Genomic DNA, 8,906 nt, shown 5'->3' with positions numbered 1-8,906 from the left:
CGCGGCGCTCACCAGACACCACCGCCCCAAGATTTGCCAGAACCTCCCCACGTTGCACTAACCACTTGACAATGCGTCGAACTTCTCCTGCGTGAGCGCACTTTCGCCGCTTGGCCGGGGGATTTTTCGGACCAGGGTGCGCAGTTGTACGCCGCAACGCCGCAAAACCCGTACAACTGCGCACGTTCGCGGCCCGGCGGGACGCCCCCTAGCGGGACGGCCCCCTAGCGCGGCAGGCCGAGCACCCGCTGGGCGATGATGTTGCGCTGGATCTCCGAGGTGCCGCCGGCGATGGTGCCGGAAAAGCTGCGCAGGTAGCGGTCGAACCAGCTGCCGGTGGCGTGGTCTTCGTTGAGCGGCATGTAGGTTCCGGAGCTGGCCGGGTGCACAAGGCCGGCCGCGCTCGCGCTGTCCAAGGCGTGCTCGGCGGCGCTTTGCACGGCCTCGGAGCCCAACAGTTTGAGCACCGACAACCCGGGCACGTCCTGGTCGCCGCGGGCGGCTTGGGCCAACGCCACCGAGCCGAGCAGCCGCAGCGCCTGGTTATCCATCAGCAGGGTGGCGTACTGGTCGCGTTGCAGCGGCCCGACCGGGCGGAAGTCGTGGATCAGGTCCCGCAACCGGTCGGCGAAACTCATCCACAGCAGCGTGCGCTCGTGCCCGAGCGACCCGTTGGCGACCCCCCACCCGCCGTTGAGCGGGCCCACCAGATTCTCGGCCGGCACCCGGACGTCGGTGAAAAAGACCTCGTTGAAGTCGATGTCGTCGTGGTCGCACGCCGAGGCGAACGGACGACGCACCACGCCCTCGGCGTCGGTGGGGATCAGCAGCACGGAAATCCCCTTGTGCTTGGGGGCGTCGGGATCGGTGCGCACGAAGGTCAGCAGCACATCGGCGTCGTGGGCGCCCGAGGTCCACACCTTCTGCCCGTTGACGACGAAGTGGTCACCCTCGAGCACCGCCCGGGTCTGCAACGAGGCCAAATCCGACCCGGCGCCCGGCTCGCTCATCCCCAACGATGCGGTGATGTCGGCCCGCAGGATCGGCGCCGCCCACCGGTGCTTTTGCTCGTCGGTACCGAACGACAGCAACGAGGCCGCGATGATGCCGACCCCCTGCGGGTTGAAGCTTTGGTAGATCCGCCGCCGCGACAACTCCTCTTGGTGCACGTACTGCTGCAAGATGGTGGCGTTGCGGCCGCCGAATTCCGGCGGGTTGCCCGGCAGCAACCAGCCGTGGTCGAACAGCAGCCGCTGCCACCGTCGGGCCCATTCCGGGACGTGCGAACACGACCGGGGACGCTCGGCGGCTTCGGCGGCGCTGGGCAGGTGCTCGTCGAGGAACGCCGCGAACTCGGCCCGAAAAGCCTCGACATCGGCATCAAAGGTGAGCTGCACGGCACTCCTCGCCAGTTCGTATTCCCACAGGTCCGCACCGCGGCAGCCGGTTCTCGGCGGCGGACCGGAAAAACTTCGTGGCCCGTCTCAGTCCATTCCGCTTCCCCGGACGCGATCATGAGAATACTATTCTCATGACTGGAAAGTTACAATCTCTGACACACTGTCTGCGAGGGGGTCTAGGACCACAATGGCACGACGTTCTCCGGTACAGTTCAATCATGTTCTCCCCGCCCCGCACGGATCCGAGCCCCCGGTGACCAGCCCGAGCGAAGAGCCGGCCTGGAAGCAGCGCGCCGTCGAGCGCTCCATCAAAACCGCGAAACTGCGGGCCGCCCAGCGGGTTCAGCGGTTCCTCGATGCCGCCCAGGCGATCATCATCGAAAAGGGCAGCACCGACTTCACCGTCCAAGAGGTCGTCGACCGGTCCCGCCAGTCACTGCGCAGCTTCTACCTGCAGTTCGACGGTAAACACGAGCTGCTGCTGGCACTGTTCGAGGACGCCCTGAGCCGCTCGGCCGACCAGATCCGGGCCGCCACCGCCAATCATTCCGATCCGCTGGAACGACTCAAGATCGCCGTGCAGTTGCTGTTCGAGTCCTCCCGGCCCGACCCGGCGGCCAGACGTCCGCTGTTCACCGACTTCGCGCCGACGCTGCTGGTATCACACCCCGCCGAAGTCAAGGTCGCGCACGCCCCGCTGGTGGCCCTGCTCACCGAGTTGATGGAGGAGGCCAGCGCCGCCGGTCAACTCCGCGCCGAGGTCAATCCCCGACGGATGGCCGCCATGACCATGCAGACGGTGATGTTCAACGCGCAGTCCAGTCCCAACTCCGAGGACCCGGCCGCGCACCCGCTCACCGCCGACGAAGTGTGGGATTTCTGCGCCAACGGCTTCGCCGGCCGCTAACCGAGAGCTAGCCTCTCGTCATCGAAGAGCCCGCCTCGCGGGCTATGGATAACCGTTCTTCTCCCCGGCCCCGCGCGGCGGCACAGACCCCTGCGATCGCCCGATCGCCGGGCGCGCGTCGCTGGGTTACCCGTCGCGATCCGCCGCGCCGTCCGGCGCCACGCAACCCGTTGAAGAATAATATTCTCATTTTTGAAGAGTGTAAGCTGCCATAAATCGATTGCGGCATTGACACCCGCTGGGCGCGGGTGCCAGAGTCGTGACGAAACGATATGCAGCCCTGCGGAGAACGTGATTCCGGCGAGAGGTATACCCGTGACAGTCAGCGCGACCAGCGACGTCCACTTCGATCCGTACGACGTCGAGATCAACGCCGATCCTTACCCGATGTTCCGGCGCCTGCGGGACGAAGCACCGCTGTACTACAACGAGCAGCATGACTTCTACGCGCTGAGCCGGTTCGCCGACGTCAACAAGGCCCTCGTCGACTACCAAACGTTCAGCTCGTCTCGGGGCGCCATCCTCGAGTTGATCAAGGCCAACACCCCGATTCCGCCGGGGCTGATCCTGTTCGAGGACCCGCCGGTGCATGACATTCATCGCAAGTTGCTGGCCCGGATGTTCACCCCCCGCAAGATCAACGAACTCGAATCCAAGATCCGGGACTACTGCGCGCGCAGCCTCGACCCGTTGGTCGGCACCGGGCGCCTCGACTTCGTGGCCGACCTGGGGGCGCAGATGCCGATGCGGGTGATCGGCATGTTGGTCGGCATCCCCGAGGAGGACCAGGAGGCCATCCGCGACCGGTCCAACGACAACATGCGCACCGAAGCCGGCAAGCCGATGACGATCGCGTCGGAGGGCTTCGACGACGGATCGATCTTCGCCGACTACATCGATTGGCGGGTGAAGAATCCGTCCGACGACATCATGACCGAGTTGCTCAACGTCGAGTTCGAAGACGAGTCCGGCACCACTCGGCGGCTGACCCGCGACGAGTTGCTGATGTACGTCATGCTGGTGGCCGGGGCCGGCAACGAAACCACCACCCGGCTGATCGGCTGGACCGGCAAGGTGCTGGCCGAGCATCCCGACCAGCGCCGCGAGTTGGTCGCCAACCCCGCGCTGGTTCCGCAGGCGATCGAGGAACTGCTGCGCTTCGAGCCGCCGGCGCCGCACGTGGCCCGGTACGTCACCCGCGACGTCGAGTTTTACGGCCAGACGGTGCCCGAGGGCAGCGCGATGATGATGCTGATCGGTGCCGCGAATCGGGATCACCGCCAATTCCCGCCCGACGGCGACGTTTTCGACATTCACCGGGAGGCCCGTCAACATTTGACCTTCAGCGTCGGCACGCATTACTGCCTGGGTTCGGCCCTGGCGCGGCTGGAGGGACGGATCGCGTTGGAGGAGATTCTCAAACGCTTCCCGGACTGGGAGGTCGACCTGCAGAACGCGACGCTGTCTCCGACATCCACCGTCCGCGGGTGGGAATCTATGCCCGCCGTGGTCGGATAGATCAGTTACGAGTGAGGAATTGAGGTATTGATGGCCGGGCGAGTTGAGGGCAAGGTTGCATTCATCACCGGGGCGGCACGCGGCCAAGGCCGTAGCCACGCGGTGCGATTGGCGCAGGAGGGCGCCGACATCATCGCGATCGACATCTGTAAGCCGATCGACGAGGGCATGCTGATTCCGGCGTCCACGCCGGAGGATCTGGCCGAGACTGCCGATCTGGTCAAGGGTCTCAACCGTCGCGTCGTGACGGCCGAGGTCGATGTGCGTGATTTTGACGCGCTCAAGGCCGCGGTCGATTCCGGCGTCGAGCAGCTGGGTCGGCTGGACATCATCGTGGCCAACGCCGGGATCGGCAACGGTGGCGACACGCTGGACAAGACCACCGAAAAAGACTGGCAGGACATGATCGACATCAACCTGTCCGGGGTGTGGAAGAGCGTGAAGGCCGGTGTCCCCCACCTGTTGGCCGGCGGTCGCGGCGGCTCGATCGTGCTGACCAGCTCGGTCGGCGGGCTCAAGGCCTACCCGCATTGCGGCAACTACGTCGCCGCCAAGCACGGCGTGGTGGGCCTGATGCGGTCCTTCGCGGTCGAGTTGGGCCAGCACATGATTCGGGTCAACTCGGTGCACCCCACGCACGTCAACACCCCGATGGTGATGAACGACGGCACCTTCAAAATGTTCCGGCCCGACCTGGAGAACCCGGGTCCCGACGACATGGCCCCGATCTGCCAGCTGTTCCACACCCTGCCGATTCCGTGGGTGGAGCCCGAGGACATCAGCAACGCGGTGCTGTTCTTGGCCTCCGAGGAGTCGCGCTACATCACCGGTCTGACCCTTCCCGTCGACGCGGGCAGCTGCTTGAAGTAGCCGCGTCGGGCGTTGATTCTGCGTCCACCAAACGAAAGTGTGAGAGGACCCCGGGGTGGACGCAGAGTCATCGACGGCGACGGCAGGCCGCGCTGCTATGCAGCTAGGGTTCATCGGCCTGGGTCACATGGGTGCCGCGATCGCGCGCCGGCTGCACGACTTGGGGCATCAGCTCGTGGTGTTCGACCTGCGCGACGAGATGGTCGACGCATTCGTGGAACTCGGTGCCCGGGCCGCGTCCTCGCCGAAAGAGGTGGCCGACCGCGTCGACACCGTGCTGGCGAGCCTGCCGTCGTTGGCGGCGTCGGTGGACGTCGCCACCGGCGCGGACGGGGTGATCCACGGCTCCCAGGTCAAACGGTTTGTCGACCTGTCCACCGTGGGCAGCCGGGTGGCGACCCAGATCCACGACCAGCTCGCCGAACGCGACATCGCGTCGATCGACAGCCCGGTCAGCGGCGGCATCCGCGCCGCGCGCAACGGCACCCTGGCCGTGATGATCTCCGGGGCGCCGCGTGAGGTCGAGGCGGTCAAGCCGATCCTCAAAACGATCGGACGCACCTTCTATCTCGGGGACAAACCGGGCCTGGCGCAGACCATGAAGCTGGCCAACAACATGTTGTCGGCGACCGGCCTGGCCGCGACCGCCGAAGTGGTCACCATGGGCGTCAAATCCGGTTTGGACGCCGCGGCGATGATCGAGGTGCTCAACGCCGGGTCCGGGGCGTCCATCGCCAGCCGGGACAAGTTTCCGCGCGCGATTCTGCCGCGCACCTTCGACTTCGGGTTCGCCACCGGGCTGATGGTCAAGGATGTGCGGTTGTTCGTCGACGAGGCCAAGGAGCTGGGCCTGTCGATGGAGATCGCCGAAGCGGTGGCGCGGCTGTGGGAGGTGGTGCTGCGGGACGCGGGCCCGGAGTCGGATTTCACCTCGGTGATCAAACCCATCGAGCGGGCGGCCGGCGTCATCGTCGGCGAGTCGTCGCAGGCCGCCGGTTAGCCCGGCCCCAACCGGAATTCGCCGCTGGTGGGGTGGCGATACCAGCCGCCGGCGGCGTGGCTGCCGCCGTCGACGTGGATGGTCTGCCCGGTGATGTACGCCGCCATCTCGGAGGCGAGGAACACCGCCGCCCCGGCGATCTCGTCGACGGTGCCGACGCGTCCCATCGGGACCCCGTCCCCGGCGGTGGCCAACCCATCCGGCGACAGCCGCCGCAGGCCTTCGGTCGCGGTGATGTCGGGGGCCAGCGCGTTGACCCGGATGCGGTGCGGGGCCAGCTCCACCGCGGCGGTCTTGGTGTAGTTGATCACCCCGGCTTTGGCCGCGGCGTAGGCGGCGTACCCCGGTGCGGCGCGCACCCCTTCGATCGAGGTCACGGTGATGATGCTGCCCGGTGCCCCGGCCGCGACCAACTGGCGCGCCACCCGCTGGCTGCACAGCAGCACATGCCGCAGATTGGCCTTGTACAAGGCGTCCCAGCCGTTTTCGCTGGTCTCCAGCAGCGGTGAGGAGAACGTGCCGCCGGCGTTGTTGACCAGGATGCTCACCGGCCCCAGTTCGGCGGTGGTGCGCTGCAGCGCGGTGTCGACCTGGGCGGCGTCCCGCACATCGGTGACGACGCCCAGCGCGCCGATCGCGTCGGCGGCCGCGGCGCAGCTGTCCGGGTCCCGCTCCCAGATCGCGACGTTCGCGCCGAAGGCGGCCAGGCCGGCGGCGATGCCGCGGCCGATGCCCGCGCCGCCGCCGGTGACCACCGCGACGCGGCCGGTCAGCAGGATGTCGGATGGATCGATGCCCATGGCTGCCTACCGGGTGGCCGCCGGCTTCGGCTGGTAGCCAGCCGGTGCGCTGCCGATCACGCCGTCGGTTTCCAGCTCGGCGATCTCGGCGGCGCTCAGCCCCAGCTCGGCCAGCAGCTCGTGGTTGTGCTGCCCGAGCAGCGGCGCGGGTGCGCGGTGGAAGCGGTCGGCGCCGCCCGACAGCCGCATCGGTACGGTGCTGTGTGGGGCGGTGGCGTTGACCGGGTGGTCGACGTTTTCGAAGAAGCCGCGGAAGGTCAGCTGTTCGAGCTCGGTTTGGCGGTGCGGCTGCAGCACCTTCGCGACCGGCACGCCGGCGGGCCACAGCGTGTCGACGATTTCGTCGCGGCTGCGCCCCGCGCACCAGGCCGCCAGTTGCTCGTCGATGAGATCGTGGTGTGCGCGCCGCCCGTCGGCGCCGGCCAGGCGTGGATCGGTGGCCCAGCCCGGCCGGCCCAGCGCCGCAACGAGGCCGGACCACTGGGCGTCGGTCGCCACCGCGATCGCGACCCAGCTGTCTAGCCGGCCGAACTCGTCGACGTCGGCGCTGCGGTACAGGTTCTGCGGCGCGGCCGTCGGTCCGCGGTTGCCGTCGCGTTCCAGCAGCGCACCGTAGGCGGAGTGTTCGACGATCTGTTCGGCCGCCACGTTGAGTGCGGCGTCGACCATGGCCGCCTCCACCAGCGTGCCCTCGCCGGTGCGGCGCCGGTGCTCCAGCGCCAGCAGCAGCGCGTTGACGGCGTGGATCCCGGCGTTGGGGTCGCCGACCGAATACGGGTCGCAGGGGTTGCGGTCCGGGTAGCCGGTCAGCCAGGCCAGCCCGGCGGCGGATTCGATGACATAGGCGAACGCCGGGTTGTCGCGCCACGGGCCGTCCAGGCCGAAGCCGGGCATCCGCATCAGGATCGCGTCGGGCCGGATCGCCTGCACCGCCGCGAAATCCAGCCCGATCTGGTCGAGCACCCGGGGCGTGAAGTTTTCCACCACCACGTCGCAGCTGGCGATCAGCCGCGACAACACCTCCCGTCCGCGCGGGTGGTGCAGGTCCAGGGTCAGGCCCTTCTTGTTGGTGTTGAGTGCGGAAAAGATCGGCGAGCGCTCCCACCACTGGTCCACGTCGACCGGGATGCCGGCGATCAGCCGGGTGCCGTCGGGTTTGCGGGTGGACTCCACGTGGACGACGTCGGCGCCCAGCATCGCCAGGAAATGAGTGCAGGACGGGCCGGCCCAGAACGTGGTCATGTCCAGCACCCGTAACCCGGTGAACGGCAACGTCCGCGCCGCGGCGTCCGGGCGGGGTCGGGCGGGCGGCGGCGCCTGCCGGTAGACGGCGGTGTGCTCCCCCAGCCGCGGCGCCGGCTGCGGTGGCCGCAGCCGATCCGGGTGCAGCCGGTAGGGCGGCGCGGGCTGCAGGAACCCGTCGCGGGGGTTGGTCACAAAGGAGCCGCGATCGCGGAAATGGTCGAGGGTGGCCAGGTTGGCGCCGTTGCCGACCGGGGCGTTGGGGATGCGGAACGCGGTGGCCAGGTCCCGGATCTCCGCGACGCTGTGCTCCCGCATCCAGGCGTAGAGGTCCGCGGCCCGCTCGTTGGCCTGTTCGGTGATCGACAGCGGCGAGTTTTCGTCGATCCACTCGTCGTGACCGGTCATCGCGCACAGGTCGAACCACTGTTGGGCGGTGCCGCAACCGATGTCGATCAGGCCGTCGCGGGCGCGGGCCACCCCGGGCACGGTCGGTCGCCGCGCATCGCGCCACGGCCGCCCCAGCATCTCGAAAAAGGTGACCGGATAGTAGGTCAGGCCCAGGATCTGGGTTTCCAGCATGGACAGGTCGACCAGCTCGGCGCCGCCGCCGCACCGGGACGCCAATGTCGCCGCGCTGGCGTACGCGCCGGTCAGGTACTCCCCGACCTGGCCGCCCACGAAAACCGGTGCCCGATCCGGTGTTCCGCGGCCCAGCCCGACGATGCCGCCGGACCAGGCCTGCAAGGTGAACTCGGTGGCCGGGCGGTCGTGCCACGGCCCGTCCAGCCCGAACGGGGTGATCGCGGTGACGGTCAAGTGCGGGTGGCGGCGGTGGATCTGCCCTGGGGCGAAGGCCTCCCGCTCGGCCAGGCCCGGCCCCCGCGACCACACCACGGCGTCGGCCCCGGCCAACAGCGTCTCGACGAACGCGGCGTCGGCGTCGGGGTCGGCGACGACGCTGCGCTTGGAGCAGGCCAAAAAGCTGAACAGCGCGCCGTCTTCGGTGATCGGCGCACCGGAGGCCGACCAGCGCCGCAGCGGATCGCCCTGCGGCGGTTCGACCTTGATGACCTGCGCGCCGCCGTCGGCGAGCAGCTTGGTGCAGTAGCCGCCGGCGATGCCACTGGACAGGTCAACGACGATGAAACCGTCTAGCGGTGCCACCG

7 protein-coding genes are annotated in these 8,906 nt (G+C 68.3%); 4 read left to right on the top strand and 3 right to left on the bottom strand.

Translation table 11 applies throughout. The features are described from left to right. Nucleotides 1-224: 224 nt before the first annotated feature. Nucleotides 225-1,397 (bottom strand): acyl-CoA dehydrogenase family protein, encoded by a 1,173-nt coding sequence (locus ACAG26_RS23645; RefSeq protein WP_370485514.1) that lies wholly within the window; start codon nucleotides 1,395-1,397, stop codon nucleotides 225-227. Between the two features lie 190 nt (nucleotides 1,398-1,587). Between ACAG26_RS23645 and ACAG26_RS23640 the strand changes: the two genes are divergently transcribed. The 4 genes from ACAG26_RS23640 to ACAG26_RS23625 all read left to right on the top strand — a co-directional run bounded on the left by ACAG26_RS23640 (nucleotide 1,588) and on the right by ACAG26_RS23625 (nucleotide 5,695). Further along, nucleotides 1,588-2,307, top strand: coding sequence for a TetR/AcrR family transcriptional regulator (locus ACAG26_RS23640; RefSeq protein ID WP_370485513.1), 720 nt, complete (start codon nucleotides 1,588-1,590; stop codon nucleotides 2,305-2,307). A 315-nt stretch (nucleotides 2,308-2,622) separates the two neighbouring features. Next, the gene (locus ACAG26_RS23635) at nucleotides 2,623-3,825 is read left to right on the top strand and encodes a cytochrome P450 (protein WP_370485512.1); all 1,203 of its coding nucleotides are present in this window, start codon (nucleotides 2,623-2,625) and stop codon (nucleotides 3,823-3,825) included. 30 nt (nucleotides 3,826-3,855) lie between these two features. Continuing rightward, nucleotides 3,856-4,695, top strand: coding sequence for a mycofactocin-coupled SDR family oxidoreductase (locus tag ACAG26_RS23630; protein ID WP_370485511.1), 840 nt, complete (start codon nucleotides 3,856-3,858; stop codon nucleotides 4,693-4,695). A gap of 97 nt (nucleotides 4,696-4,792) precedes the next feature. After that, complete coding sequence (locus ACAG26_RS23625; RefSeq protein WP_370485510.1) at nucleotides 4,793-5,695, top strand: NAD(P)-dependent oxidoreductase; 903 nt, start codon at nucleotides 4,793-4,795, stop codon at nucleotides 5,693-5,695. Here ACAG26_RS23625 and ACAG26_RS23620 read toward each other — a convergent pair. Together ACAG26_RS23620 and ACAG26_RS23615 are read right to left on the bottom strand one after the other, a co-directional pair. Further along, a complete protein-coding gene (locus ACAG26_RS23620) occupies nucleotides 5,692-6,495 on the bottom strand; it encodes an SDR family NAD(P)-dependent oxidoreductase (protein WP_370485509.1) in 804 nt (267 codons plus the stop codon). The genes ACAG26_RS23625 and ACAG26_RS23620 overlap by 4 nt on opposite strands. Nucleotides 6,496-6,501: 6 nt before the next feature. Continuing rightward, on the bottom strand, nucleotides 6,502-8,904 hold the full coding sequence (locus ACAG26_RS23615; RefSeq protein WP_370485508.1) for a CaiB/BaiF CoA transferase family protein: 2,403 nt from the start codon (nucleotides 8,902-8,904) through the stop codon (nucleotides 6,502-6,504). Between the last annotated feature and the right edge of the window lie 2 nt (nucleotides 8,905-8,906).

Origin of the sequence: Mycobacterium sp. pUA109, from assembly GCF_041287095.1 — a bacterium.
GTDB lineage: Bacteria > Actinomycetota > Actinomycetes > Mycobacteriales > Mycobacteriaceae > Mycobacterium.
This window is presented reverse-complemented; position numbering and strand designations above follow the sequence as displayed.